General features: G+C 74.3%; 28 protein-coding genes. 14 read left to right on the top strand and 14 right to left on the bottom strand.

Annotation, left to right across the window (positions count from 1 at the left end; all coding sequences use genetic code 11):
- The first annotated feature begins 10 nt into the window (after positions 1-10).
- On the top strand, positions 11-592 hold the full coding sequence (locus OG994_RS21405; RefSeq protein ID WP_120327750.1) for a DNA-3-methyladenine glycosylase I: 582 nt from the start codon (positions 11-13) through the stop codon (positions 590-592).
- Positions 593-605: 13 nt separating this feature from the next.
- The gene (locus OG994_RS21400) at positions 606-1,226 is read left to right on the top strand and encodes a hypothetical protein (RefSeq protein WP_120327479.1); all 621 of its coding nucleotides are present in this window, start codon (positions 606-608) and stop codon (positions 1,224-1,226) included.
- Positions 1,227-1,260: 34 nt separating this feature from the next.
- Here the strand turns inward: OG994_RS21400 and OG994_RS21395 are convergent, their stop codons facing one another.
- Positions 1,261-2,055, bottom strand: a complete 795-nt coding sequence (locus OG994_RS21395) for an enoyl-CoA hydratase/isomerase family protein (RefSeq protein ID WP_328850749.1) — start codon at positions 2,053-2,055, stop codon at positions 1,261-1,263.
- 4 nt (positions 2,056-2,059) lie between these two features.
- Positions 2,060-2,878 (bottom strand): PaaX family transcriptional regulator, encoded by an 819-nt coding sequence (locus OG994_RS21390; protein WP_120327481.1) that lies wholly within the window; start codon positions 2,876-2,878, stop codon positions 2,060-2,062.
- Between the two features lie 190 nt (positions 2,879-3,068).
- Here OG994_RS21390 and OG994_RS21385 point away from each other — a divergent pair, with 190 nt between their 5' ends.
- Positions 3,069-3,236: a DUF3117 domain-containing protein gene (locus OG994_RS21385; RefSeq protein WP_007455245.1), complete on the top strand. Its 168-nt coding sequence runs from the start codon at positions 3,069-3,071 to the stop codon at positions 3,234-3,236.
- A gap of 136 nt (positions 3,237-3,372) precedes the next feature.
- Complete coding sequence (locus OG994_RS21380) at positions 3,373-4,839, top strand: leucyl aminopeptidase family protein (protein ID WP_328850748.1); 1,467 nt, start codon at positions 3,373-3,375, stop codon at positions 4,837-4,839.
- 48 nt (positions 4,840-4,887) lie between these two features.
- Here the strand turns inward: OG994_RS21380 and OG994_RS21375 are convergent, their stop codons facing one another.
- Positions 4,888-5,532: an O-methyltransferase gene (locus OG994_RS21375; RefSeq protein WP_328850747.1), complete on the bottom strand. Its 645-nt coding sequence runs from the start codon at positions 5,530-5,532 to the stop codon at positions 4,888-4,890.
- A gap of 254 nt (positions 5,533-5,786) precedes the next feature.
- Between OG994_RS21375 and OG994_RS21370 the strand changes: the two genes are divergently transcribed.
- Positions 5,787-7,088 carry a S1C family serine protease gene (locus OG994_RS21370; RefSeq protein ID WP_192902097.1) on the top strand — a complete coding sequence of 434 codons (1,302 nt, stop codon included), beginning with the start codon at positions 5,787-5,789 and terminating at the stop codon, positions 7,086-7,088.
- A gap of 77 nt (positions 7,089-7,165) precedes the next feature.
- Positions 7,166-7,585, top strand: a complete 420-nt coding sequence (locus tag OG994_RS21365) for a Sec-independent protein translocase family protein (RefSeq protein ID WP_120327484.1) — start codon at positions 7,166-7,168, stop codon at positions 7,583-7,585.
- Between the two features lie 84 nt (positions 7,586-7,669).
- On the opposite strand, the gene OG994_RS21360 is transcribed toward OG994_RS21365, so the two are convergent.
- The 3 genes from OG994_RS21360 to OG994_RS21350 all read right to left on the bottom strand — a co-directional run bounded on the left by OG994_RS21360 (position 7,670) and on the right by OG994_RS21350 (position 10,916).
- Positions 7,670-8,818, bottom strand: coding sequence for an Mrp/NBP35 family ATP-binding protein (locus OG994_RS21360; RefSeq protein WP_120327485.1), 1,149 nt, complete (start codon positions 8,816-8,818; stop codon positions 7,670-7,672).
- 195 nt (positions 8,819-9,013) lie between these two features.
- Positions 9,014-9,640, bottom strand: coding sequence for a DUF1003 domain-containing protein (locus tag OG994_RS21355; RefSeq protein WP_120327486.1), 627 nt, complete (start codon positions 9,638-9,640; stop codon positions 9,014-9,016).
- On the bottom strand, positions 9,633-10,916 hold the full coding sequence (locus OG994_RS21350) for a magnesium transporter MgtE N-terminal domain-containing protein (RefSeq protein ID WP_120327752.1): 1,284 nt from the start codon (positions 10,914-10,916) through the stop codon (positions 9,633-9,635). Before OG994_RS21350 ends, OG994_RS21355 begins: the two co-directional genes overlap by 8 nt.
- Before the next feature lie 33 nt (positions 10,917-10,949).
- Between OG994_RS21350 and OG994_RS21345 the strand changes: the two genes are divergently transcribed.
- Positions 10,950-11,819, top strand: coding sequence for a PhzF family phenazine biosynthesis protein (locus tag OG994_RS21345; protein ID WP_328850746.1), 870 nt, complete (start codon positions 10,950-10,952; stop codon positions 11,817-11,819).
- A gap of 51 nt (positions 11,820-11,870) precedes the next feature.
- On the top strand, positions 11,871-12,383 hold the full coding sequence (locus tag OG994_RS21340) for a hypothetical protein (protein WP_328850745.1): 513 nt from the start codon (positions 11,871-11,873) through the stop codon (positions 12,381-12,383).
- A 44-nt stretch (positions 12,384-12,427) separates the two neighbouring features.
- Here the strand turns inward: OG994_RS21340 and OG994_RS21335 are convergent, their stop codons facing one another.
- The gene (locus OG994_RS21335; RefSeq protein WP_328850744.1) at positions 12,428-13,141 is read right to left on the bottom strand and encodes an HAD family hydrolase; all 714 of its coding nucleotides are present in this window, start codon (positions 13,139-13,141) and stop codon (positions 12,428-12,430) included.
- A gap of 96 nt (positions 13,142-13,237) precedes the next feature.
- On the opposite strand from OG994_RS21335, the gene OG994_RS21330 reads away from it, so the two are divergent.
- Together OG994_RS21330 and OG994_RS21325 are read left to right on the top strand one after the other, a co-directional pair.
- Positions 13,238-14,209 (top strand): DMT family transporter, encoded by a 972-nt coding sequence (locus OG994_RS21330; protein ID WP_396845501.1) that lies wholly within the window; start codon positions 13,238-13,240, stop codon positions 14,207-14,209.
- 94 nt (positions 14,210-14,303) lie between these two features.
- Positions 14,304-16,505: an APC family permease gene (locus tag OG994_RS21325; RefSeq protein ID WP_328850743.1), complete on the top strand. Its 2,202-nt coding sequence runs from the start codon at positions 14,304-14,306 to the stop codon at positions 16,503-16,505.
- Positions 16,506-16,607: 102 nt separating this feature from the next.
- Here the strand turns inward: OG994_RS21325 and OG994_RS21320 are convergent, their stop codons facing one another.
- Entirely contained in the window at positions 16,608-17,432 is an 825-nt protein-coding gene (locus tag OG994_RS21320) for an SDR family NAD(P)-dependent oxidoreductase (protein ID WP_328850742.1), read from the bottom strand.
- A 120-nt stretch (positions 17,433-17,552) separates the two neighbouring features.
- On the opposite strand from OG994_RS21320, the gene OG994_RS21315 reads away from it, so the two are divergent.
- Positions 17,553-18,509: an HpcH/HpaI aldolase/citrate lyase family protein gene (locus OG994_RS21315; RefSeq protein WP_328850741.1), complete on the top strand. Its 957-nt coding sequence runs from the start codon at positions 17,553-17,555 to the stop codon at positions 18,507-18,509.
- Between the two features lie 50 nt (positions 18,510-18,559).
- On the opposite strand, the gene OG994_RS21310 is transcribed toward OG994_RS21315, so the two are convergent.
- Positions 18,560-19,084 carry a DUF4190 domain-containing protein gene (locus OG994_RS21310; protein ID WP_120327494.1) on the bottom strand — a complete coding sequence of 175 codons (525 nt, stop codon included), beginning with the start codon at positions 19,082-19,084 and terminating at the stop codon, positions 18,560-18,562.
- A 118-nt stretch (positions 19,085-19,202) separates the two neighbouring features.
- Here OG994_RS21310 and OG994_RS21305 point away from each other — a divergent pair, with 118 nt between their 5' ends.
- A complete protein-coding gene (locus tag OG994_RS21305; protein WP_120327495.1) occupies positions 19,203-20,108 on the top strand; it encodes an SDR family NAD(P)-dependent oxidoreductase in 906 nt (301 codons plus the stop codon).
- Between the two features lie 9 nt (positions 20,109-20,117).
- Here OG994_RS21305 and OG994_RS21300 read toward each other — a convergent pair whose 3' ends face one another.
- Positions 20,118-20,744: a DUF4190 domain-containing protein gene (locus OG994_RS21300; RefSeq protein ID WP_240032826.1), complete on the bottom strand. Its 627-nt coding sequence runs from the start codon at positions 20,742-20,744 to the stop codon at positions 20,118-20,120.
- 171 nt (positions 20,745-20,915) lie between these two features.
- On the opposite strand from OG994_RS21300, the gene OG994_RS21295 reads away from it, so the two are divergent.
- A complete protein-coding gene (locus tag OG994_RS21295; protein WP_120327496.1) occupies positions 20,916-22,112 on the top strand; it encodes an acyl-CoA dehydrogenase family protein in 1,197 nt (398 codons plus the stop codon).
- Positions 22,113-22,155: 43 nt separating this feature from the next.
- Here the strand turns inward: OG994_RS21295 and OG994_RS21290 are convergent, their stop codons facing one another.
- The 3 genes from OG994_RS21290 to OG994_RS21280 form a co-directional block, all read right to left on the bottom strand.
- Positions 22,156-22,671 (bottom strand): DinB family protein, encoded by a 516-nt coding sequence (locus OG994_RS21290; protein ID WP_328850740.1) that lies wholly within the window; start codon positions 22,669-22,671, stop codon positions 22,156-22,158.
- 42 nt (positions 22,672-22,713) lie between these two features.
- On the bottom strand, positions 22,714-23,121 hold the full coding sequence (locus OG994_RS21285; protein WP_120327498.1) for a CoA-binding protein: 408 nt from the start codon (positions 23,119-23,121) through the stop codon (positions 22,714-22,716).
- Between the two features lie 70 nt (positions 23,122-23,191).
- On the bottom strand, positions 23,192-24,235 hold the full coding sequence (locus OG994_RS21280; RefSeq protein ID WP_328850739.1) for an Rv2578c family radical SAM protein: 1,044 nt from the start codon (positions 24,233-24,235) through the stop codon (positions 23,192-23,194).
- Positions 24,236-24,337: 102 nt separating this feature from the next.
- Between OG994_RS21280 and OG994_RS21275 the strand changes: the two genes are divergently transcribed.
- Complete coding sequence (locus tag OG994_RS21275; protein ID WP_120327499.1) at positions 24,338-24,718, top strand: thiol-disulfide oxidoreductase DCC family protein; 381 nt, start codon at positions 24,338-24,340, stop codon at positions 24,716-24,718.
- A gap of 13 nt (positions 24,719-24,731) precedes the next feature.
- Here the strand turns inward: OG994_RS21275 and OG994_RS21270 are convergent, their stop codons facing one another.
- Positions 24,732-25,415 (bottom strand): cellulose binding domain-containing protein, encoded by a 684-nt coding sequence (locus OG994_RS21270; RefSeq protein WP_328850738.1) that lies wholly within the window; start codon positions 25,413-25,415, stop codon positions 24,732-24,734.
- Between the last annotated feature and the right edge of the window lie 35 nt (positions 25,416-25,450).

Below are 25,450 nucleotides of genomic sequence, written 5' to 3'. Positions count from 1 at the left end.
CGTGTGGGTCGTGAGTGACCTGGTGATCGGCGCCGACGGGCTGCCGCGCTGCGCCTGGGGGGCGAGCACCCCCGACTACGCCGTCTACCACGACACCGAGTGGGGCCAGCCGCTGCACGGCGACGACGCGCTCTACGAACGGATGACGCTGGAGGCGTTCCAGTCGGGGCTGTCCTGGCTGACCATCCTGCGCAAGCGCCCGGCCTTCCGGCTCGCCTTCGACGACTTCCGGATCCCGACGGTGGCCGCCTACGGCGAGGCGGACGTGACCCGGCTGCTGGCCGACGCCGGCATCGTGCGCAACCGCGCCAAGATCGAGGCCGCGATCGCCAACGCCCGGGCCGCCGCCGAGCTGCCCGAGGGGCTCTCCGCGCTGCTCTGGTCGTTCGCCCCGGCACGGCGGCCGGCCCGCCCGGCCTCGTTCGCCGAGGTACCGGCGATCACCCCCGAGTCGACAGCGATGGCCAAGGCGCTCAAGAAGCGCGGCTTCCGGTTCGTGGGGCCGACCACGGCGTACGCGCTCATGCAGGCCACCGGGATGGTCGACGATCACCTTGCCGGCTGCCACGTGGAGCCGACCGGGACGGCGTGATGGGATGGGAGGCATGACGACCGACACCGCGCACCGGGCGGACGGGACGAGCCGCGCGGCGGGCGCCGGCGCCTGGGCCGTGCTGCTGCCCGCCGGCCGCTACGACGCCGAACGGCTGGTGCACCACGACACGCTCGAGCTGACCGGCCTGGACGAGACCGTGCGCCCACGCCCCGGCGACGACGTGGCGGTGCTGATCGACGACCCCCTGCGGCTCGTGGCGCTCGGCCGTGTGGCCGCACCCACCGGCTCCCGTCCCGAGGACCCGGACGACCCCCAGAGCGACCGCGAGTCGGCGCTCGTGGTGAGGTACACCCGGCGGGTCTTCGACGAGCCGCTGCCGGTGGGCCCGCTCACCGTGGACGGGCCGGTCACCGCGCTGGACCCGGCCGTCCACCGGGCGCTGGCCGACCGCCTCGGCCCGCCGCCGCCGCGGCGCACCTGGCTGGTCAGCCTCGACCTGCCGATCGAGGCCGACTCGCCGGCCGAGGCGGTGCGGCTCTTCTGGGCGTACGTGCAGGAGCTGGGCCCCCGGGAGCTGCCCGCCTTCGTCTCGCCCTCCGGTGACGAGCTGGCCATGCAGGCGTTCGTGCTCGGCGCCGAGGCCAACCAGGATCCGGAGGAGGACGACTGATCCCGGAGCCGCCCTCCGGGGCGGGCCGTCGTGCTCAGCGTCCCTCGAAGACCGGCCGCTCCTTGGCGACGAAGGCCCGGGTGGCCGCCTGGTGATCGGCGGTGGCGCCGCAGATCGTCTGCGCCTGGGCCTCGGCCGCCAGCGCGTCGGCGAGGGTGCCCGCGTCGGCGATGGAGAGCTGCCGCTTGATCGCCCCGTACGCGACGGTGGGCCCGGCGGCGAGCCGCGTGGCGAGTTCCTGCGCGGCGGGCAGCACCTGCTCGTCGTCGTCCAGGAGCCGGGTCAGCAGCCCCAGCCGGTGCGCCTCCTCGGCCCGGACCGGCTCGGCGAGCATCAGCAGCTCGACCGCCTTGGCGTGGCCGACGAGGCGGGGCAGCGTCCACGAGGCGCCGGTGTCGGCGGCGAGCCCGACCTTCGCGAAGGCCATGAGGAAGCTGGTGCTCGGGCCGCCGATGCGGAAGTCGGCCAGGAAGGCCAGCGACGCGCCGGCTCCGGCGGCCATCCCGCGCACCGCCGCCACCACCGGCTTCGGCAGGTTGGCGAGCCGGGCCGCGATCGGGTTGTAGTGGGCCCGGACGGTGGAGAGCCGGTCGCCGCTGTCGGGTGAGTCGAGCGTCGCCACGTGTTCGCGCAGGTCCTGCCCGGCGCTGAACGACCCGCCCGCGCCGGCGAGCACCACGGCCCGGCAGCTCTTGTCGGTCTCCAGCTCGGCCAGGACGTCGCGCAGCGCCTCCTTCAGCGCGAGGTCGAGGGCGTTCATGGCCTTCGGCCGGTTCAGGGTGAGCGTCACGACGGCGTCGGTCCGGTCGACGAGCAGCGGCTCGGTCACGTGTCTAACGACCCTTCTGTCGGGCGATGCGGTTGCCGGCGTCGAGGCACTGCTCGACGTACCGGTCGGCGGCCGGCCGCAGCCGTGCCGCGTGCCGGTCGAAGAAACTGGCCGCGGCGGTGCCGGGCCAGCGCTCGGGGAGCAGCGCGGGGGGCAGCTGCGGATCCCGGAACAGGAAGGTACGCCACGCGTGCACCAGCCGGAACCGGGCGGCGTACGCCTCCTCGTCCCCGCTGCGGACGGTCACCCTGCTCAGCAGCGGCCGCTGCTCGGCGACGAAGCGCTCGTACGCCCGCCCGATCTCGCCCAGGTCCCAGGCGCGGCGTACCACGGCCATGGCGCCCGGGGTGCCGGCGGCGTGTGCCGCGGTGAACCGCTCGTACCGCACGCCCGCCTCGTTGAGCAGCACGTCCACGTCCTCACCGGGTCGGGTCGCCACCCAGGTGCACTCGTCGAGCGTGCCGTAGCCGAGGAAGGTCAGGTTGGCGGCGAGCCGCTGGCGTTCCCGCCGCGAGGCCGGCGCCTCCAGGATCAGGAGGTCGAACCGGCCGTCCCAGCCGACCCGGCCGGTCCGGTAGATCCGGGCGGCCGCCTCGTCGAGTCGCCGGGCGGCTTTCGGCGTGATCGCGTAGCCCGGCCCGGACGCCAGTTTGAGGGGGTCGAGCCACCCCTGCCGCACCATCCGGGAGACCGCCGTACGCACGGCCGGTGGCGCGATGCCGAGTGGCGCCAGTAGCTTGACCAGGGCCGCCACGGGTGCCCGGCCACCCCTCGCACGGAGGTAGTCGCCGTACAGGTCGAAGAGCGCCGACCGTGCCTGCATGACCGCACATTGTGACAGGCCTTCTCAAGATAAGCTAGATGCTGTTACATCAATGGTGCTTCGGTTTGGGTCCGGCGGTGTTCATCAGGGAAAATCGTTGGTCGACGCCCCCGCGACGGTTGCGGGTGGTCGTGACGAAGTGGCTGTGGGGCAACCCACCGACCCTGGTGTAGGTCTGAGGGGAGACAACATGGCGGCGATGAAGCCGCGGACGGGCGACGGTCCGCTGGAAGTCACCAAGGAGGGCCGGGGCATCGTCATGCGGGTCCCGCTGGAGGGCGGTGGCCGGCTCGTCGTCGAGATGACTCCCGACGAGGCCAACGCGCTCGGTGACGCGCTGAAGGCGGCCGCCGGCTGATCGGACGGAGTGGTCCGGGCGGCGTCCGCCGTCCGGGCGGCTCGTCATACCCTGAGCCACCGGCCCCGGCCGGTGGCTCAGGGCTTCACCGGCGCGGTCCTCGCGCCGCGATCTTCCTCTGGAGGTACGGTCCCGCGTGCTCGCCATCCGTCTGCTCGCCGAGCCCGACCGGCTCGACACACTCGTCCTGCCCGTCCGGCCGGTGGGCGGCGACGCCCCCGCCGCCGAGCCCGTCCCGACCGCCGCGACGCCTCCCGACGGCGTCGACGCGGAGGCGGCCGCGCTCGCTCCCGCCGCCCGGCTCACCGGCCGGGCCGGCGAGATCCGGTCCCACCTGCGCCCGGGGCGCACCCCGGCCGGGCTGATCCTCGTCGGGATCGGGGACGGCGACGAGGCGGGCTGGCGACGGGCCGGCGCGGCGATCGCGCGGGCCGCGGCGGACGAGGAGCACGTGACGGTCGCGTTGCCGGCCGACGCGTCCCCGGAGGCCGTCCGCGGTCTCTGCGAGGGGCTGCTGCTCGCCTCGTACCGGTACCGGCTCACCGACGCCGGTGAGACGCCCGCCCTGGCCTCCGCCGACCTCGTGGTCGCCGACCCGGACGACCATGCCACCGCGGTCGAGACGGCACGCACCACGGCGCGGATGACCCGGCTGGCCCGCGACCTCACCAACACGCCCTCGTCGGTGAAGAACCCGGAGTGGTTCGCCGGGCAGGTGGCCGAGGTCAGCGACGGCCTGGCGGACCTGAGCCTGCGCGTACGCGGGCCGGCCGAACTGGCGGCCGAGGGCTTCGGCGGCATCCTCGCCGTCGGCGGCGGATCGGCCAGCGGCCCCCGCCTCGTGGAACTGGACTGGCACCCGGCCGGCGCGCGTACCCACGTGGTGCTGGTCGGCAAGGGCATCACGTTCGACACCGGCGGCATCTCGATCAAGCCGGTCGCGTCGATGAAGCTGATGCGCAAGGACATGGGCGGGGCGGCGGCCGTGGTGGCCGCCACCGTCGGCGCGGCCGCGCTGCGGCTGCCCGTCCGCGTCACCACGCTGGCGCCGCTGGCCGAGAACATGCCCAGCGGCTCGGCGTTCCGCCCGGGGGACGTCGTGCGGCACTACGGCGGGACGACCAGCGAGACGACCAACTCCGACGCCGAGGGCCGGCTGGTGCTGGCCGACGCGATCAGCTACGCCGTCCAGGAGCTGAAGCCGGACCTGCTGGTCGACCTGGCCACGCTCACCGGCGCGAACGCGGTGGCGCTCGGCAAGCGCACCGCCGCCCTCTACACCGAGAGCGACCAGCTCGCCGCGGACCTGCTCGCGGCCGTGGAGGCGGCCGGCGAGTCGGCCTGGCGGATGCCGCTGCCCTCCGACTACGTCGAGTACCTCGGCAGCGAGATCGCCGACCTCTACAGCGCGCCGACGCAGGGCGCCGGGTCGGTGGTCGCCGCCCTCTACCTGCGCGAGTTCACGGGCGAGCTGCGCGACCGCTGGGTGCACGTCGACATGTCGGCGCCGTCGTGGGCCGACTCCGACGACGCCGAGCTGACCAGGGGCGCCACCGGCTGGGGCGTACGCTCGCTGCTGCGCTGGCTGGCCACGCTCGCGTGACCGGCCGGCGGCGCCCGCGCCCGGCGGGCCGGCGGCTCCCCGGGAGCGTCAGCACTTGACGGCGGCCAGCAACCCGTGACCGACCGGCAGCAGGGCGGGGATCCAGTGCTCCGACTCCCGGATCGCCTTGATCGTCTCCCGGACGGTCACGGTCTCCGCGTCCCGGGCCGCCGGGTCGCCGATCCGGCCGCCGGCCAGGGCGCCGTTGAGCACCAGCACGCCGCCGGGACGCAGCAGCCGCAGCGCCGCGTCGACGCAGGCGTGGAAGCCGGTGGCCTCGGCGTCGACGAAGACCAGGTCGTAGGCGCCGTCCGCGAGCCGGGGCAGCACGTCCAGCGCCCGGCCGGTGATGATCCGGGTACGGCCGGCGGCGAAACCCGCCTCGGCGAAGATGCGGCGGGCGATGCGCTGGTGCTCCACCTCCACGTCGATCGTGGTGAGCACCCCGTCGGTCCGCATCCCGCGCAGCAGCCACACGCCGCTGACCCCGGTGCCGGTGCCGATCTCCACGACGGCGCGGGCGTTGCCGGCGGCGGCGAGCAGCCGCAGCGCGGCGCCCGCACCGGGGGTGACCGCGTCGAGGCCCACCTCGCGGGCGAGACTGCGGGCGGTGCGCAGCACGAGATCCTCGGTGACGTACGACTCGGCGAACTGCACGGCCGGGCTCGTCGAACTGCCGGAACCGGCGAGCATGGCGATGGCGCACCTCCGGGCGGCGAGTGCGCGGGCCGTCGTCCGACGGGCCGCACGCGGTGCAGGGGGCGGGTTGGCGGCTATGAGCCTAGAGCGGGCCGTCCGCACGTGCAGCCGCGCGTCCCGCTCCCGCGATCACGAGGGCAACGGCTGACCCCGTGCCGGACATCCGTGCAATCCTGGAAGCGGTGTCCCGTCGGTAGCGACCTGGGTGTGCTTGTCGCGGTCGCGGAAGGCGGGGCCCGGGGGACGGACTGGGAGGCACCGACGTGACCGACGGCTGGGACTGGCGCCGGCCCGGTGATGCCCCGGCGGCACCGCCGGCGACCGGCGACCCGGGAAACCGCGGCCCCTCACCCTGGTGGTCGGACGCGCTGGCCGACCCGTGGCGCGACCCGGCCGCGCCGGCCGCGGTGGTCGTCCCCGCGCCGGCCAGCGGCGGCACGGACCCCGAGCCGGTCAGCGACCCGGACGCCCCCGGCCGTCCGCGGCTGCGCCAGCTGCTGCTCGTCCCACTGATCACCGCGCTGCTCGCGGGCGCCCTCGGTGGCGCGCTCGGCTACGGCCTGGCGGTCCGCGGGGGCGCCGGCGCCGGCACCGTGCTCGGCGCCGATCCGGGCGAGGCCCCGGCGCTCGCCCAGCGCCGGCCGGAGTCGTTCGCCGGGGTGGCCGAGCGGGTGCTGCCCAGCGTGGTCACGGTCCGGGTGAGCAGTCTCGGCGGCACGAGCGAGGGCTCCGGCTTCATCGCGAGCGCGGACGGGCACGTGATCACCAACGACCACGTGGTGGCCGGCGGGACCGGGCGGGCCTCGGTGATCTTCAACGACGGCACGTCGGCGCCCGCGAAGCTGGTGGGCCAGGACCCGGAGTCCGACATCGCGGTCATCAAGGTGGAGCGCAGCGGTCTGCGGCCGGTCGAGTTCGGCGACTCCGACGCGCTGGCCGTCGGTGACCCGGTGCTGGCGATCGGCTCCCCGCTCTCCCTGGCGAACACGGTCACGGCCGGCATCGTGAGCGCGCTGGACCGGACGATGCAGGCGGGCGAGCCCGGCGGGCCGGTCCGCTACTACGCGGCGATCCAGACCGACGCCGCGGTCAACCACGGCAACTCGGGCGGTCCGCTCGTCGACGCGGCGGGCCGGGTGGTCGGGGTGAACTCCACCATCAAGTCGCTCGTCTCCGACGGCCAGGAGGCCGGCAACATCGGCCTCGCCTTCGCCATCCCGATCAACCAGGCGAAGCGGGTGACCCAGGACATCATCGGCACCGGCAAGGCGCGGCGTACGGTGATCGGCGCCCAGGTCGGCGGGCCCAACGCGGCCGTTCCCGGTGGCGGCGTACGGCTCGCGTCCGTCGAGCCCTCCGGTCCGGCCGCCGAGGCGGGGCTGCGGGCCGGCGACGTGATCCTCCGGCTCAACGGCCGGCCGATGACCGAGCCGAGCGACCTGATCGCCCTCGTCCGCAAGTTCGCGCCCGGGTCGGTCGTCACCGTGGAGTACCGCCGGGGCTCGGCGAGACAGAACGCGTCGGTGACGCTCGCGGCGGACGCCAAGTGAACAGCGCGGTCACCCCCTCCCCGGTACGCGGCCGACGTGCGTAGTCTTGCTGCTGACGCCGAGAGGGGGCCCGCGGGATGCTCGACAACCTGAACTGGTGGGAGATCGGTGCGCTGCTTCTCCTGGCGCTGCTGATCTTCGGTGACCGGCTGCCGAACGTCATCAACGACGCTCTGCGGATGGTGCGCAACCTGCGGAACATGGCCCGCAACGCCACCAGCGACCTGAGCCGGGAACTGGGCACCGACATCCAGCTCGAGGATCTCCACCCGAAGGCGTTCATCCGCAAGCACCTCCTCAGCGAGGAGGACGAGCAGGCGATCCGCAAGCCGCTGCAGGGCGTCTACGACAACCTGCGCGCCGACGTGACCGGCGTGCACAACGAGCTGAAGGACGTCGCCGACGCGGCCGACCTGCGGTCGAACGGGCGCTCGTCCACCGCCACGAGCAGCGCGCCCGCCCCCTCGCCGCGGGTCAGCTACGACGACGCCACCTGATCTCCGGCCCGCCTGCCGGGCGGGGCGAACCCCGCCCGGGCGTGCGTCAGCGGCCGGGCGGCGCGTCAGCGGCCGAGCGGCGCGTCAGCGGCCGGCGGGCTTGAGGCCGAGCGGCTTGCCCAGCAGGGACTCCCGCCGGATGGCCAGCCGGTCGGCGACCGTGCGCAGCGCCGCCGCGGCGGGCGACTCCGGGTCGGCCAGCACGATGGGGTTGCCGGCGTCGCCGGCCTCGCGTACGCGGGTGTCCAGCGGGATCTGACCGAGCAGGGGCACCTGGGCGCCGATGGTCCGGGTCAGCGACTCGGCCACCGACTGGCCACCGCCGGAACCGAAGATCTCCATCCGGGAGCCGTCCGGCAGCTCCAGCCAGGACATGTTCTCGATCACACCGACCACGCGCTGGTGGGTCTGGAGCGCGATGGCGCCGGCCCGCTCGGCCACCTCGGCGGCGGCCGCCTGCGGGGTGGTCACCACGAGGATCTCCGAGTTGGGCAGCAGCTGGGACAGCGAGATGGCCACGTCGCCGGTGCCCGGAGGCAGGTCGAGCAGGAGCACGTCCAGCTCGCCCCAGTAGACGTCCGCGAGGAACTGCTGGAGCGCGCGGTGCAGCATCGGGCCGCGCCACACCACGGCGGCGTTGCCGGCGGTGAACATGCCGATCGAGATGACCTTCACGCCGTGCGCCTGCGGCGGCATGATCATGTCTTCGACCCGGGTCGGGCGGCCGTCCGCGCCGAGCATCCGCGGCACCGAGTGGCCGTAGATGTCCGCGTCGACCACGCCGACGCTGAGCCCCCGCGCGGCGAGCGCCGCGGCCAGGTTCACGGTCACGCTGGACTTGCCGACGCCACCCTTGCCGCTGGCCACCGCGTAGACGCGGGTGCGCGAGCCCGGCTGGGCGAACGGGATCACAGGCTCGGCGGCCGCCGTGCCGCCGCGCAGCTTCGCCTGCAGCGACTGGCGCTGCTCGGGGCTCATCACCCCGAACTCGATCTCCACGCCGGTCACGCCGGGGACGGCACCCACCGCGGCGGTGATGTCCGCCCGCAGCTTGTCGCGCAGGGGGCAGCCGGCGACGGTGAGCAGCAGTTCGACCCGTACCACGCCGTCCGGGCCGATCACGGCGGAGCGGACCATGTCCAGCTCGGTGATGGGCCGGCGGATCTCCGGGTCGTTGACCGTGGCCAGGGCGGCCTGGATCGCGTCCTCGACGGTGCTGGCGGGTGCTGACATGCCCGCAATGCTACGTCGGAGGCGATCCGCGACCGCGTCAGCGGGGGCCGGTGTGAGCGAGTCGATGGCCCCCGACGGCCACCGGACGGCGACCGGACGGGGGCTGGACGACCACCCGGCGAAGTGGGACGATCGAGACGAACGCCGCTCGCCTGGCCCCTTGAGGCGCGCGGCGTTCAAGTGTTCCCGGGCGGTTCAGCCCTCCGTGCGGCGCGGGGTCGCGGGCCGGCCGTCGCGCGCGAAGTCGCCGTCCACCTCGTCCCGAGGCTCGTCCAGCCCCTCCTGGTCCGCCGTCCCGGGCGTGGCCCTCTCCTGCTGCCGTCGTTCGAGCCGCTGCCGGCGCTGGCTCGCCTCGTCCAGCTCCTCCGCGAGCCGGGCCAGCTCGCCGCGGATGAAGTCCCGCGTCGCCATCTCGCCCATGGCGATACGCAGGGCGGCGATCTCCCGGGACAGGTACTCCGTGTCCGCCTTCTGCATGGTCGCCCGCCGGCGGTCCTCCTCCATCGCGAGGCGGTCCCGGTCGGCCTGCCGGTTCTGCGCCAGCAGGATCAGCGGTGCCGCGTAGCTGGCCTGCAGGGACAGCACGAGGGTGAGGAAGGTGAAGGTGTACGGGTCGAACCGCAGGCTGGGCGGGGCCAGGGTGTTCCAGCCGAACCAGATGCCGATCACCGCCGTCATGTAGACGATGAAGTTGGCGGTGCCCATGCTCCGGGCGATCCCCTCGGACCACCGGCCGAACGCCTCCGGGTCGAAACGGGGCAGCTTGACGGCGCGGGGCTCGCGCGGCTGGTCCAGCCGTTCCACCCGCCGCTGCTCAGCCATCCGTGCCGCCCGGCGCCTCGAAGCTCGTCGGGGCGGCGACCGCGTCCCGGTCCCGCCAGTCCCGCGGCAGCGAGTGGTCCAGCACGTCGTCGACGGTCACGGCACCCACGAGCCGGTTGTTCCGGTCGATGACCGGCATGGCGACCAGGTCGTACGTGGCCATCCGGCGGGTGATCTCCGGCAGCGGCGTGGTGGGCCGCAACGGGTCGATGTCGTTGACCACCACACCGCCGAGCAGGTCGGCCGGCGGCTCGCGGAGCAGCCGCTGGAAGTGCACCATGCCGAGGTAGCGCCCGGTGGGGGTGGTCATCGGCGCCCGGGTCACGAAGACCTGCGCGGCCACCGCGGGCGAGAGCTGGGGCTCGCGGATACGCGCCAGCGCCTCGGCCACGGTGGCGTCCGGCGGCAGGATGACCGGTTCGGAGGTCATGACGCTGCCGGCGGTGCCCGGGCTGTACTTGAGCAGCTGCCGTACCGGGTCGGCCTCGTCGGGCTGCATGAGGTCGAGCAGCACGTCCTGCTCGGGCGGCGGCAGCTCGCTGAGCAGGTCGGCGGCGTCGTCCGGGTCCATCTCCTCCAGCACGTCGGCGGCGCGCTCCCGGTCCAGCGCGGCGAGGATCTCCACCTGGTCGTGCTCGGGAAGCTCGCTGAGCACGTCGGCGAGCCGCTCGTCGTCGAGCGCCGCGGCGACCTCGTTGCGCCGGGCGTCGGGCAGGTCCTGGAGGGCGTTGGCGAGGTCGGCCGGGCGCATGTCCTCCAGCACGGCGAGCAGGTTGGCCGTGCCACGGGTGTCCGCGACGCCGCTCAGTCCGCGTACGCGTTCCCACTCGACCTGGTGCAGGTGGCCGCGGCGGGTGAGCCGGCCGGTCTGCTCGCGGACCGCGACCCGGGTGAGCGACCACTCGCCGCCCCGGCTGCACTCCATGGCCACGTCCACCACCGTCCCGGACTGGCCGCCCGGGTCGACCTGCACCCGCCGGTCCAGCAGCTCCTGGAGCACGAGCAGCTCGTTCGGGCGCTTCTCGAAGCGGCGCAGGTTGAGCGTGCCGGTGCCGAGCACCACGGCGTCCGCGTCGATGGAGGTGATCCGGTTGATGGAGAGGAAGATGCGCCGGCGCATCGGCATCTCGGCGACCAGCCCCACCACCTCCGGCGGTCGCTGGGTCGGCCGGAGCCGGGCCACCGCGTCGCGGACGCGACCCACCTGGTCACCGTTCGGATCGAAGACGGCGACTCCGGCGAGCCGGGCGATGTATACCCGGGTCGGGGTTGTCACGGCCACCAGCCTAAGCGCCTAGTGTTTATCAGCATGTCGACCTTGGCCTACGAGATCGTGGACGTCTTCACCGACCGCCCGTTCGCCGGCAACCCCCTGGCCGTGGTGTTCGGTGCCGAAACCCTGGCCACCGAGCAGATGCAGGCACTGGCGCTGGAGTTCAACCTCTCCGAGACGGTGTTCGTCCTGCCGCCCACCCAGGCCGGGGCGACCTACCGGGCCCGCATCTTCACCCCGGTGGAGGAGTTGCCGTTCGCCGGCCACCCGAGCGTCGGGGCTGCGGTCGTCGCGAGCCGGCGGGGCATGTTCGGCCCGGGCCAGGTCACCCAGGAGTGCCGGGCCGGCCTGCTGCCCATCGAGGTCACCGCGACCGGCGCGACGCTCACGGGGGCGGTGCCGACCCTGGGGCCCGAGCTGGACCCGGAGCCCCTGCTGGAGATCGTCGGGCTGGCGCCCACCGACCACGCCGGCCCGGCGCCCCGGGTGGCCGGTTGCGGGTTGGAGTTCCCGTACCTCCCGCTGCGCCCGGACGCCGTGGCGCGGGCCCGGGTGGACGCGGCGGCCGCGCAGCGGTACGGCGTGGATCATGTGAGCGTCTTCTCCTGGGACGCGGAGACCCAAACCGCGCACAGCCGGGTCTTCGTGCCCGGGCTCGGCGTGCCGGAGGACCCGGCGACCGGCTCGGCCGCGCTCGGTCTCGGCGTGTGGCTGGTGGCCAGCGGCCTGCTGCCCGCCGACGGCCGCGCCACCTACACCGTCCGGCAGGGCATCGAGATCAACCGCCCGTCCTCGCTGGCCTGCACGGTCACGGCGGCGAACGGCACGGCCGTGGGAGCCACGGTGGCGGGCCAGGTCGTGCCGGTGGCCCGGGGCGAGATCATGGTGCCCCCGTTCGTGGGCTGAGCACGTACGCCGACGCTGACGCGACCCGGGCCGGTGGGGGAGGATGCCCCTGTGACGGACGATGACGGGCGGCTCGGCACGCCCCTGGTCGACGAGGTGATCAAGAAGGCCGCGGTGGCCTGGGTGAGCGTCGCGGGCGGGCCCGCGCGGGCGCTCTGGTGCGCCACCCTGGAGGGTTCGCTGCTCGTGGTGAGCGGCCCGGGGGAGCAGACCGCGCCGGGGCTCGCGGACGCCGACGAGGCGCAGGTGACCATGCGCGGCGACCACGGCGGCCGGATCGTGACCTGGCCGGCCCGGGTGAGCCGGGTCCGGCCGGGCACCGAGGAGTGGGAGACCGTCGCGCCGCTGGTCGCGGCGAAGCGGCTGAACGCGCCCGGCCCGGCCACGAGGCTGGTGCGGCGTTGGGCGGACGACGGGTGCGCGCTCAACCGGCTGACGCCCGCCGGCGAGCCGGTCACCGGCGACGCCCTGCCCAGCGGCTCCCTGGCCGAGGCGCCCCGGGACACGCCGGCGGCCCGGCCGACCCGCCGACCGTTCCGTCTGCACCGGGTCCGCCGGCGCTGACCGGCGGCGGCCGCACGTGACGCCCCGGGCGGCGGACCCTCGCCTCAGGCCGGCAGCGGTCGGGCCACGGTGACCTCGGCGTCGACCAGGTCGAGCACCTCGCTCAGCGAACCGAGCACGGGGCCGTTCCAGCCGAGGTCGGCGTTGAAGACCATGTGCTCGGTGAGATCGGGTGCGGCCAGCCGGGCGGCGCTCATCCCGGCCCGCTCGGCGCCGGTCAGCTCCTGACTGCCGCCGTCGCCGACGTAGAGGCAGTCCTCCGGGGCGAGTCCGAGCCGCCGGCACGCCGTGAGGTACAGCGCCGGGTCCGGTTTGCAGCGCCCCACCTGCACCGAGAAGATCCGCACGTCGAGCAGTGGGGCGATGGCGAGGTCCGGCAGGAAGGCCGGCAGCTCGTGGGTGCAGTCGCTGATCACGCCGGTACGCAGTCCGCGATGGCGCAGCGTGGCCAGCGTCGACACGGCGTCGGGCCGCAGCCGGGTGTCCGCGCGTACGGCGCGGTGGCGGGAGGCGACGGCCGCGCGCACCGCCCCGTCCGGCGGGTCCACGCCCGCCTGCGCGCAGACCCAGCGCAGGGTCGCCTCGGCGTTGCCCAGCCGGCCGGTGGCGCGCTGGTAGAACGTGCGGTCGAGCACGGCGGTGAACGTGTCGCTGGGGCAGCCCAGCAGCCGGGCGGTGTCCCGATGGCCCGCGCCGCGTTGGACGGACCGGGTCAGCGTGCCGAAGAAGTCGAAGAGCACCGCCTGGAACCTGGGCATGGGAAAGCGCCTCCGGGCGTGAGGGGTTCGCCGGCGCGGACCGCGTGATCGTAACCGAACGCTGACCCTCCGTGGTGGCCCGGTGGCGTGTGAGGATTGCTCTCCGTGTCCCCACCTCCGCACCGCCCGGCGCTCGACCCGCTGACCACGGGAGCCGTCGCCCTCGCCGTGGTCGCCGTCTCGTCCTCCGCGCCGCTGATCGCCTTCGCGGCCGCACCCGCCCTGGCCGTCGCGTTCTGGCGCAACCTGCTCTCGGTCGCCCTGCTCGGCCCGTTCTCGGCGGCCCGGCGGCGCGGGGAGCTGCGGGCGCTCACGGTGGGTGCGGGCCGGCGCGAGGGCTGGTACTGCGTACTCTCCGGCGTCGCGCTGGCCGCCCACTTCGCCACCTGGATGCCGAGCGCCCAGCTCACCTCGGTCGCGGCGGCGACCGCCCTCGGGGCCACCCAGCCGGTCTGGCAGGGGCTGATCGCCCGTGCCCAGGGGCGGCGGCTGCCGGTGGCGGTCTGGGCCGGCATCGCCGTGGCGGTCTCCGGCGCGGTGCTCGCGACGGGCGCCGACTTCGCGGCGTCGGGCCGGGCCTTCGCCGGTGACCTGCTCGCCGTGGCGGGCGGCATGTTCGCGGCCGTCTACACCGCCTTCGGGGAGCGGGCCCGGGCGACCATCAGCACCACCACGTACACGACGATCTGCTACGGCGTCTGCGCGCTGGTCCTGCTGGTGGTCTGCCTGGCCGGCGGGGTGCGGCTCGCCGGCTTCGACGGCCGCACCTGGCTGGCCATCCTCGCCCTCGTGGCGGGCGCCCAGCTCCTCGGGCACTCGATGTTCAACTACGCGCTGCGCCGGATCTCCGCCACCACGGTGAGCGTGCTCGTCCTGCTGGAGGCCCCGGGCGCGGCCCTCATCGGCTGGGTGTGGCTCGGCCAGCTGCCCCGGCCGGCCGCCCTGCCCGGCCTGGCGCTGCTGCTCGCCGGGGTCGTCGTGGTGGTGCTCACCGGCGCGCGGGCCGGTCGCCGTACCGAGCCGGTGCCCGTCCCCGCCGACGCGGCCCCGCTGCCCGACGGGCGGTGAGGCACGGGCACTTTCGCCGAAGAGTCGCCATTCGGCCACCGAACGGGCCGCTTTCCGTGACAGTGCGGGAAGGGGTGCGTGAGGAAGGACGGGCATGCGGCGGCGGGGCGGCGGACGCGAGCAGGGCGAGGGACGGCCGGGAACGGTGGTCACGCCCTCGGCCGAGTTCCCGCCCCTCGACGAGCAGGAACTGGGTGCGCTGCGCCGCATCGGCGAGCAGTGGCGGGCCGGCGCCCACCCGCCCGGGCCGGAGCAGGTGCCGCTCGACCCCACGCTCGACCGGAACCACGCCGAGCCCGTACCGGGCCGCTTCGGCCGGCTCGCCCCGATCAGCATGTTCACCGCCGGCGAACCGGGCGAGCTGGTGGCGACCGAACCGGCGAACACCCCGCGTACGCGGACCGGCCGCGCGCTGACCCGCTCCCGGCGCGCCCTGCTCGGGCCGCCCCTGACCAGCGCCGCGGTGCTCTACGAGCGGATGCGCAAGCTCGTCGCCCTCCCGGTGCTCTCCTCCGACCTGCTCAGCTCGGTGGCGTACGGGCCGGAGGCGATGCTCGCGGTGCTGGTGCTCGCGGGCGGCGGCGCCCTCGGGCTGTCGCTGCCGCTCGCCGCCCTGCTGGCCGTGCTCATGGTGGCCGTGGGCCTGTCCTACCGGCAGACCGTGGTGGCCTACCCGCAGGGCGCCGGCTCGTACGTCGTGGCCACCGACAACCTCGGCGCCCGTCCGGGGCTCGCGGCCGCGGCCGGACTGCTGGTCGACTACGTGCTCACCGTGGCGGTGTCGGTGGCGGCCGGGGTCCACGCGGTCACCTCGGCGATGCCCGGACTGGCCCGGTTCGCCGTACCGCTCGGGGTGCTCACCATCGCGGTGCTGCTCGCCGGCAACCTCCGGGGCGTCCGCGCGGCCGGCAACCTGTTCGTCTGGCCCACGTACGCCTTCATCCTCGCGCTGCTCGCGGTGCTCCTGGTCGGCTACGCGCGGGCCGGCGCGCGGGGCTTCGAACCGGTGCCCGCGCCGGCCGTGCCCGCCGTCGAGGGGCTGGGGCTGCTGCTGGTGCTGCGCGCCTTCGCCTCCGGCGCGGTGTCGATGACCGGCATCGAGGCGGTGTCGAACGCGGTCCCGGCGTTCCGTCCGCCCGAGTGGCGCAACGCCCGCACCACGTTGAGCTGGATGGTCGGGATGCTCGTGGTGCTCTTCGTCGGGCTGACCGTGCTGATCCACCTCGACGGGCTCGCGCCGAAGCCGGAGGCCACGCTGCTGTCGCAGCTGGCCCGGGTCACGTTCCCCACCGGTCCCTGGTACGCGCTGGTGCAGGCGGCCACCGCCCTGATCCTGCTGCTGGCCGCCAACACCGCGTTCAACGGGTTCCCGCGGCTGCTGTTCTTCATGGCCCGGGCCGGGCACGCGCCGCGCCGGTTCCTGCACATGGGGGACCGTCTGGCGTTCACCGACGGACTCGTGGCGCTCGCCGTCGCCGCGGGGACGGTGTTCGTCGCGTTCGGAGGCCGGACCCAGGCGTTGATCCCCCTCTACGCGGTCGGGGTGTTCCTCGCGTTCACCCTCTCGCAGGTCGGCATGGTGGTGCACTGGCGGCGCGAGCGGTCCCGGGGCTGGCGCCGGCGGGTCGGGATCAACGCGCTCGGCGCCGTCCTCTCCGGCCTGGTGCTGGTCACCGCCGCGTTCACCAAGTTCACCGAGGGGGCGTGGGTGGTGGTGATCGCCGTGCCGCTGCTCGTCCTGCTCTCGCTGGCCATCCACCGTCACTACCGCAGGCTGGGCCGGTTGCTGGCCCTGCACCCCGCGCCGAACGGCCGCGGCCAGGTCCCCGCGCCGCTGCCCGGGGCGCCCGAGGAGGGCGCGCTGGCCGAGTCCCAGGAGCTTCCCCAACAGGTACGCCACCTCGTCGTGGTGCCGGTCGCCCGGCTGAACCGGGCGTCGCTGCGGGCGCTGGCGTACGCGGCCTCGCTGGGCCAGCCGACCCTCGCCGTGCACATCGCGCCCGAGGACACCGAGGCGGACCGGTTTCGCGAGCAGTGGGAGGCGTGGGGTGACCACGTGCGGCTGGAGACGATCGTGTCGCCGTACCGGGCGGTGATCGGGCCGCTCGCGCACTACCTGGAGGCGCTGCACGCCGCCCGGCCCGACGTGCTGCTCACCGTGGTGGTGCCCGAGGTGGTGGTCCGCCGCCACTGGCACGTGCCGCTGCACAGCCGGGCCGAGAAGCGGCTGCGGCGCGCCCTGCAGGCCCTGCCCGGCGTGGTGGTGACGAGCCTGCCCGTGCACCTCGCGGAGTAGGCGTCACCGGGCCGGGACGGCGGCCAGGCGGCACCGGTGGGGTTCGGTGGCCGATCGGGCCGGCGTCCGTCGGGGCGGCGGCCGGCGGACCGGCGCCCCGCCCTACTCGCCGATGCCGACGGCCTTGGCGCTCGCCGTCCAGAGGCGGGCGGCGAGCCGCGGGTCGGCCGCCTTGCGCAGCGGCCGGCGCAGCCGCCGGTCGTGGTAGTAGCCGCCGTCGACCAGCCGCGCCGGGTCGGAGTTGATCAGCCAGACCAGCGTCTCCGCGCCCTTCTCGGGGCTGCGGAACGGCAGCAGCCGCATGCCGACGGCCACGAGCCGGCTCTCGTTGCCGAACCGGGTCCGCACCACGCCGGGGTGGAAGCAGTGGGCGGGGACCTCCGGCCAGCGCCGCGCCGCCTCGGCGGTGAAGAGGATGTTGGCCTGCTTGCTGGTGCCGTACGCGGTCATCGCCCGGTAGCGGCGCAGCGGGCGGTTGAGGTCGTCCGGGTCGAGGATCCCGCTGCGGTGCGCGCCGGAGGCGGTCACCGCCATCCGCCCGATCCGGTCCCGCAGGAGGTTGCTGAGCAGGAACGGCGCCAGGTGGTTCGCCTGGATGGACAGCTCGAACCCGTCGACCGTGGTGATCGGCTGGAGCACGATCGCGCCGGCGTTGTTGACCAGCACGTCGATCCGGTCGTACGCGGCCCGCAGCTTCTCGGCGAGGCGGCGTACGTCGTCGAGGACGGCGAAGTCGGCGCGGAACAGCTCCGGCCGCTCACCGGCCGCCTCGCGGACGCGGTCCCCGGCGGCCTGGAGGCGGGCCGGGTCCCGGCCGACCAGTACCACCTGGTCACCCCGGCACGCCAGGTCGACGGCGGCCGCCAGGCCGATGCCCGAGCTGGCGCCCGTCACCACGACCAGGCGACGCCCAGTGAGATCTTCCACAGCTCCATTCACCCCGGTCATGGCGCGAGGTTACCGTGGCGTAACACCCTTTGGGATCGTTAAGTCTCAGTCTGATCGCTGGCGTCGGCGTGCCCGCCGGACGCTGGAAGGAGCGCATCCATGGCCGCTGTCGGTCGCCCCCGCCGGTCCTGCCTCGCGGTACCCGGTTCCAGCGTCAAGATGCTCGGCAAGGCCCAGGGCCTCCCCGCCGACCAGGTCTTCCTCGACCTCGAGGACGCCGTGGCGCCGCTGGCCAAGCCGGACGCCCGCAAGAACATCGTGGCCGCGCTCAACGAGGGCGACTGGGCCGGCAAGACCCGGGTCGTACGCGTCAACGACCTGACCACGCCGTGGACCTACCGGGACGTGATCGACGTGGTCGAGGGCGCGGGCGCCAACCTGGACTGCATCATGCTGCCGAAGGTGCAGAACGCCGCCCAGGTGCAGTGGCTGGACCTGACCCTCACCCAGTTGGAGAAGACGCTGGGTCTCGAGGTGGGCTGCATCGGCATCGAGGCCCAGATCGAGAACGCCGCCGGTCTGGTCAACGTGGACGAGATCGCCGCCGCCTCGCCCCGCGTGGAGACGATCATCTTCGGCCCGGCCGACTTCATGGCCTCGATCAACATGAAGTCGATGGTCGTCGGCGCCCTGATCCCGGACTACCCCGGCGACCCGTACCACTACATCCTGATGCGGATCCTCATGGCCGCCCGGATGCACGACAAGCAGGCCATCGACGGCCCGTTCCTGCAGATCCGGGACGTCGACGGGTTCCGTGAGGTGGCCCGGCGCTCGGCCGCGCTCGGGTTCGACGGCAAGTGGGTGCTGCACCCGGGCCAGATCGAGGCGGCGAACGAGGTCTACTCGCCGACGCAGGCCGACTACGACCACGCCGAGCTGATCCTCGACGCGTACGAGCACTACACCTCGGAGGCCGGCGGCAAGCTCGGCGCCGTGATGCTCGGCGACGAGATGATCGACGAGGCGTCCCGGAAGATGGCCCTCGTCGTCGCGGCCAAGGGGCGGGCCGCCGGGATGACGAGGACGTCCTCCTTCACCCCGCCCGCGCGGTGACCGCCGGTCGTGCCGTCCGGGACGCCCGGACGGCACGACCGTGGCCCGGCTCAGGTGGGCTGGTTCGCCGCGTAGATGATCGCGATGATGATGACGGCCGCGGCGAGCAGCGCGATGGCCGTCGAGATCCAGCCCATGACGATGCCGGCCGTGGCCATGCCCTCGCCGCTCTCGCCGCGCTCGCGGATCTGCCGCTTCGCGATGTGGCCGAGGATCGCGCCGACGACACCGATGATGCCGCCGATCCCGTAGCCGCAGAGGCCCATGATGCCGGTGATGCCGACGACCATCGCGGCGACCGCCATCCCATTGGTCGTCGGCGCGGGCGGGTAGCCGTAGCCCGGGTAGCCCGGGTAGCCCGGGTGACCGGACGGCGGGTACGGGGCCGCGGACGGGTACTTGCCGGCGGCGTACGGGTCGATCGGCGCGTACGGGTCGGCCGGGCCCGGCTGGCTGGGGACCGGCGGACCGCTCATCGGCAGCGTCGGGTCGGCCGGCGGGCTCGTCGGCTGACCCGGCTGCTGGCCGGACCACGCCGGATCGTTCCAGCCGCCGGAGGGTGGGGGATAGGTCATGCGCTCTTCTCTCCAGTGCGTGCGGGTGCCGTCAGGGTAGCCAGGCCACGACAAACCGATGACCCCGCGCCCGGGTGCCGCGTTGCCCGGACCGGCCGGAACGGGCAGGATCCCAGTCATGGCAATCGACGCGCGCGCCGCGGACCGCTCCGGCAGCCGACCGAGGCGGGACGCGACGCGTCCGGGCCTCGCGCGGCGCAGCCGTGCCGCCGCGCCGACCACTCTGGCCGGTCAGGACGACCCGGCCGCGCTTCCCGAGCCGGTCACCATGCGGCTCGACGGCCGGGTGGCGCTGGTCACCGGGGCGGGCAGCCCGGACGGCATCGGATACGCGACGGCCCGGCGCCTCGCCGACCTCGGCGCCCGGGTGGCCATCGTGTCCACCACCCGGCGCATCCACGAGCGCGCGAGCGAACTGGGCGTCACGGGCTTCGTCGCGGACCTCACCGACGAGTCCGAGGTGGGCGCGCTGGCCGACGCGGTCACCGAGCAGCTCGGCGACGTCGAGGTGCTGGTCAACAACGCGGGCCTCGCGAGCCGGGCCAGCCCGGAGGTGCTCCGCCCCGTCGCGCAGCTCAGCTACGACGAGTGGCGCGGGGAGATCGACCGGAACCTGACCACCGCGTTCCTGTGCAGCCGCGCGTTCATCGGCGGGATGGCCGAACGGGGCTGGGGGCGGATCGTCAACCTGGCGGCCACCGCGGGGCCGGTCAACGCCCTGCCCACCGAGGCGGCGTACGCGGCGGCGAAGGCGGGCGTCGTCGGGCTCACCCGGGCGCTCGCCATGGAGGCGATCGCCGACGGGGTGACCGTCAACGCGGTGGCGCCCGGCACCATCTACACGGCGGCGTCCACGATGGCCGAGATCAAGCAGGGCCTCGGCACGCCCGTGGGGCGGCCGGGCACACCCGACGAGGTGGCGGCGGCCATCGCGTTCCTCTGCTCGCCGGCCGCCTCGTACATCACCGGACAGATGCTCGTGGTCGACGGCGGCAACAGCGTCCGGGAGGCCCAGTTCCGCTGAGCGGCAGGGTCAGTAGGTGCCGCCCCCGTCGGCGTTGGCGAGGAGCACCACGGCGATCCAGCCGCAGCAGGCCAGCAGCCCCAGCGCCGTGAAGACGTAGCTGAGGATGAGCCCCCACGTGGCGAGCTGGTCGCCCTCCTCCCCGCTGGTGCGCAGCTGGCGCTTCGCCAGGTGGCCCAGGACGATGCCGGCCGGAGCGAACACGAACGCGAAGATCAGCGACAGGATGGCCAGCACGTTGGTGCGCACCGGCCCGGTTGGTGGCGGGCCGTACTGGCCGTAGGGCACCTGCGGGGCGTACGGCGGCTGGTGCCCCCACTGCGGGCCGGGCGGGTAGCCACCCGGCTGCCCGAACGGTGGCTGGTCCGGCGCCGGCGGGCGGGGCGGCTGGTCCGGCTCGGGCGGTGACGGCTCGGGCGGCGGGCCGAACGGAGACCGGTCCGGCGGCGGCGCGTACGGCGACCGTTCCGCCGGCGGCTCGTACGGCGACGGCGGTTGTTCCCCCGGCGGCTGGTACGGCGGCTGATCGCCGGGCGAGGCGTACGGCGACGGGGGCTGTTCGCCCGGCCTCTCGTACGGCGACGGAGGCTGCTCGCGACCGGACGGCTCCGACGGGTCGGACGGCGGGTTCGTCACGGTCTCCTCCTCCTGCCGGCGCCGGGGCTCTCTTGCCGGACGCTACCCGCAGCGGTGAACCTTTTCACAGCGGTTGTGTGGACTGGTCACCTTGGCGGCGCCGCCCGGGAGACCGATACTGACCGAGCGTTCAGTTACCCATGAGTAATGCGCCGATCCCCGGAGGCTGACATGGCTCGACTCGCCCAGACGCCCGGCCTGACCGATGTGCAGCGGTCGATCCTGGAGACCGTCCGGGAGTTCGCCGACAAGGAGATCATCCCGCACGCGCAGCGGCTGGAGCACGCCGACGAGTACCCGACCGACATCATCGACGGGATGCGCGAGATGGGGCTCTTCGGCCTCACCATCGCCGAGGAGTACGGCGGGCTCGGCGAGTCGCTGCTGACGTACGCCCTCGTGGTCGAGGAACTGTCCCGCGGCTGGATGTCGATCTCCGGCATCGTCAACACCCACTTCATCGTGGCGTACCTGATCTCGCAGCACGGCTCCGCCGAGCAGAAGAGCCGGCTCCTGCCGCGGATGGCCACCGGCGAGGTGCGGGGCGCGTTCTCCATGTCCGAACCGGAGTGCGGTTCCGACGTCGCCGCCATCAAGTCGAAGGCGGTCCGCGACGGCGACCACTTCGTGCTCGACGGCCAGAAGATGTGGCTCACCAACGGCGCCTACTCGTCGGTGGTGGCCACCCTCGTGAAGACCGACACCGGCGCCGACTCCGTCTACGGCAACATGAGCACGTTCCTGCTGGAGAAGGAGCCCGGCTTCGGCGAGACGGCGCCCGGCCTCACCATCCCCGGCCGGATCGACAAGATGGGCTACAAGGGCGTCGAGACCACCGAGATGGTGCTCGACGGGGTCCGCGTGCCCGCCACGGCAGTGCTCGGCGGCGAGGAGAGGGTCGGCCGGGGCTTCTACCAGATGATGGACGGCATCGAGGTGGGCCGGGTCAACGTGGCCGCCCGCGCCTGCGGCATCTCCATCCGCGCCTTCGAGCTCGCCGTCGCGTACGCCCAGCAGCGCCGCACCTTCGGCCAGCCCCTCGCGAAGCACCAGGCCGTCGCGTTCAAGCTCGCCGAGATGGGTACGAAGATCGAGGCCGCGCACGCCCTCATGGTCAACGCCGCCCGGCTGAAGGACGCCGGCCAGCGCAACGACGTCGAGGCCGGCATGGCCAAGCTGCTCGCCTCGGAGTACTGCGCCGAGGTGGTGCAGGAGGCGTTCCGCATCCACGGCGGTTACGGCTACTCGAAGGAGTACGAGATCGAGCGGCTGATGCGGGAGGCGCCGTTCCTGCTCATCGGCGAGGGCACCTCGGAGATCCAGAAGACGATCATCTCGCGGGGCCTGCTGAAGGAGTACAAGCTCTGAGTCGCGGGCGGACGGCGCCATCGCGGGCCGTGGCCGGGCCCCGTCACTGCCGCAGCAGCCGCAGCTGACCGATCTCGGCCACGTTCTTCATCAACTCCGCGTTGACCCAGCCGATCAGGTGCGTGACGGTCTGCCCGGCCTCCGGCGGCCAGGGGAACCCGACCGTGGCGTCCAGGTCGGCGTCGGTGAGGTCGTCGAGGGCGGCGAGCCACTGGGCGCGCAGGTCGCGCAACCACGCGATCGTCGCCTCGCCCGGCCCGGGCCAGCGCACGTCCTCCCGCCGCCGTGCGGGCCGTCCGCGCAGGTGGTCGAGGGCCACGGACCACCACCAGCCCATGTGCCAGGTGAGCCAGGCGATCGTGGGCACCGGGACCGGGTCGGGCTCCACGTCGGCCCAGTCGGGCGTCCACCCGCCGTCGGCATCCGGGCGCACCGTCCAGCAGACGGCCGCCGGTTCCCACCGGAAGTCCGCCGGTTCGAGCCGGGCCAGGTGGTAGTCGAACAGCGACCAGGTCAGGTCGAACTGCCAGCGCAGGAGGGTGACGGTCGGTACGGGCATCCGGCGATCATGCCGGACACGGACCGCCGGGTCGAGGCGGATTCAGCCCAACCGGGTCAGGCTGCCGACGGCGCGTTCCACGGCCAGGCAGCGGTCCTCGACGTAGTCGATGCCCGCCTCGGTGGCGATCCGCCGCGCCTCGGCCGACACGATGCCGAGCTGGAGCCACACGGCCGGAGCGCCGATGGCCACGGCCTGCCGGACCACGTCGACGGCGTCCTCGGCGGGCCGGAACACGTTCACCAGGTCGACGGGGTGCGGGATGTCGGCGAGGGACCGGTAGACCGGCTCACCGAACAGCTCGTCGGCGCTGGGGTTGACCGGGATGATCCGCCAGCCGTGCCGCTGCATCTGCAACGGCACACTGTGTGCCGGCTTGTTCGGGTCGCGGGAGGCACCCACGACGGCGATCACGGCGGAGTCGGCGAGGATCTGCTGAGCGCTGCGCACCCGGCGACTGTAGCTCCGGACGCGCGCCTCCGCCCGGGACGGGTCAGCGCGCGCCTGCGCCCGAAACCGGTCAGAGCAGGGTGAGCTGCTCGGCGGCCGGGGGCGGTGGCTCCGGAAGGCTCCGGTTCTCGCCCCGCTCGCCCCGGTGCAGGCCGTGCCGGCGGGCCGCGATCCGCACCCGGGCCGTCAGTTCCCGCTGGTACGCCTGTGGCGCGTAGGAGCCCGCCCGGTACAGCTCCCGGTAGCGGGGGACCAGGTGCGGGAACTCGCGACCCAGCCAGCGCGCGTACCACTCCCGGGCACCCGGTCGCAGATGCAGCGCCAACGGGGTCACGCTGGTCGCCCCGGCCGCCGCGATCGCGGCCACCGTGGCGTCGATCGACTCGTCGTCGTCGCTGAGCCCGGGGAGGATCGGCGCCATGAGCACGCCGACGGCGAAGCCCGCGTCGGTGAGCGCCCGTACGGCGTCCAACCGGCGCCGGGGGCTCGGCGTGCCCGGCTCGACGGCCCGCCAGAGCCGCTCGTCGACGAAGCCCACCGAGTAGGAGACACCGACCCGGGTGACCTCGGCGGCCTGCCGCAGCAGCGGAAGGTCCCGCAGGATCAGGGTGCCCTTGGTGAGGATCGAGAACGGGTTGGCGAAGTCCCGCAGCGCCGCGATGATCTGCGGCATGAGCTGGTAGCGCCCCTCGGCGCGCTGGTAGCAGTCGACGTTCGTGCCCATGGCGATGTGGGCGCCCCGCCACCGCGGCGCGGCCAGCTCGCGGCGGACCAGCTCGCCCGCGTTGACCTTGACGATCACCTTCCGGTCGAAGTCCGCCCCGGCGTCGAGGTCGAGGTAGGTGTGGGTCTTGCGGGCGAAGCAGTACACACACGCGTGGCTGCAACCCCGGTACGGGTTGATCGTCCACTCGAAGGGGACGCGCGAGGCGCCCGGCACCCGGTTGATGATCGACTTTGCCTGCACCTCGTAGAACGTCATTCCCGCGAAGCCGGGGGTGTCGAAGGTGCGGACGGTCGCGCCGGGCAGCGCCAGCGGCAGGGGTGGCGTCGCTGGCGCTGCCCGCTCGGGAGCCCTCTCGGCCGGGGGAGCGGCGAGGTTGTCCCAGCGCATGGCCATCATTCGAACACGCGTACGAGCGATGCGCAAGGCGGCTCGCCGTGTCGCCCGCCACCTCGCGGGCCCACCGTCGGCAGGCGGGTGGAGGATGGAGGCATGGAGAGGTCGACGTTCGTCTACGACGGGGACTGCGCGTTCTGCACCCGCTGCGCCGAGTTCATCGAGCGGCACATCCCCACCTCGGCGCGGGTGGTGCCGTGGCAGTTCGCCGACCTGGCCGCGTTGGGGCTCACCGAGGCCGAGTGCGAGCAGGCCGTGCAGTGGGTCGGCGTGGACGGCGTACGCGCCGCCGGGCCGGACGCCATCGCCCGCCTGCTCGGCGACAGCGGGGCGCTCTGGCGGGTGGCCGGCGCGGGGCTGCGCTTCCCGCCCGTGCGCGCCGTCGCCTGGCCCGCGTACCGCTGGGTGGCGCGCAACCGCCACCGGATGCCCGGCGGCACGGCGGCGTGCGCCGTGCCCGCGGCCCGGCGGAACTGACCCCCGGCGCGGGTCAGCCGGGCAGGCCCGTGCAGGCCACGCCGTCGATGGTGCAGGCGGTCGGCGTGGAACTGATCGGCGCGCCGGCCACCCGGAACGTCACCCGGACCGAGCCGCCGCCGGGCACCGGGCCGCTGCCGTCCGGCACGAAGGTCCAGGTGGCGCCGTCCTGGGTGGCGCGTGCTCCGGTCACCTCCGTGACCCGGAGGGATTCCCGGGGCAGCGTGACGACGAGCGTCCACGCCGGCACGCGCTCGGACCCTGGGTTGGTGATGGTGACCGCCGCACCGTAGCCGAGCAGGGCGCTCTCCTCGACGGCGAACGCGGCGCGCAGTGGCACGGGTGCCGCCGTCGACGGGCTTGCCGTGCTGGCCGACGGCGACGCGGCGCTGGTGGGGGCGCCGGTGCCGGTCGGGTGGCCGGGCGCCGGCCGGCTCGACCCGGCCGGGCGGGCCTCGGCGCCGGGCGTGCCGGGCTCGGGTGGCGTCGGCACGAGAGGGTCGGGCGGTGGGTCGAGGGCCATCGGCGCCAGGCGTTCCGGCGTCCGCAGCACGAGGACGACCGGAACGGCGGTGGCGACCAGCACCGCCAGCGAGGCGAGGACGGCGATCCGGGTGACCCGTGACGCCGGGCCGGTGAGCGTACGCCGGAGCGACCCGGCGAGCGCCACGATCCGGTCGAGCACGATGATCGCCACGGTCCGTCGTGGCGGTGGCGGTGATGCCGGCACTG

Origin of the sequence: Micromonospora globbae, from assembly GCF_036184225.1 — a bacterium.
GTDB lineage: Bacteria > Actinomycetota > Actinomycetes > Mycobacteriales > Micromonosporaceae > Micromonospora > Micromonospora globbae.
Note: the sequence above shows the minus strand (reverse complement) of the source record. Positions and strands in the feature narration are given on the sequence as shown.